This window comes from Cytobacillus oceanisediminis 2691 (assembly GCF_007678455.1).
In the GTDB taxonomy this organism is placed as follows: domain Bacteria; phylum Bacillota; class Bacilli; order Bacillales; family Cytobacillaceae; genus Mesobacillus; species Mesobacillus oceanisediminis_A.
This window is the reverse complement of the sequence record NZ_VEEP01000052.1, coordinates 1-385: the sequence shown is the minus strand read 5'-3', so window position 1 is coordinate 385 and position 385 is coordinate 1. Positions and strand designations below refer to the sequence as shown.

The following is a 385-nucleotide window of genomic DNA, read 5'->3' as shown; positions in this document are numbered from 1 at the left end:
AAAAAAACACCCTCTCCCTCCAAAACACAACTATCAATTCCACAAACACACTTTTCCCCACCCAAACACCTTTTCCAACACACATACCCATCCCACTTTCATCCCAATCAAACACCACAACATCATCAACCCTCACCTCAACCCTCCATACAATCCCCACATTCCCACCCAAAATCACTTCATCACCAACTTCACCCTCCATCAACCTCCTCCACATCCTCCTTCTCTCATTCCACACCTCAACCTTTTACAAAAATACAATCCCCCCACACCAAACCCCATTATTCCCCACTCTCCTTATCCAACCCAACAAAACTATCCACATTCTGAACAACAAAAAATACAACCCTACATTAACTACAATACTTTTCATAAACAACACACA

At 42.6% G+C, this 385-nt stretch carries 1 protein-coding gene; it reads right to left on the bottom strand.

What is annotated here, in order from left to right; translation table 11 throughout:
- Nucleotides 1-202: hypothetical protein (locus FS736_RS23450; RefSeq protein WP_144481526.1), on the bottom strand; the 202-nt coding region annotated here is incomplete at its 3' end.
- Between the last annotated feature and the right edge of the window lie 183 nt (nucleotides 203-385).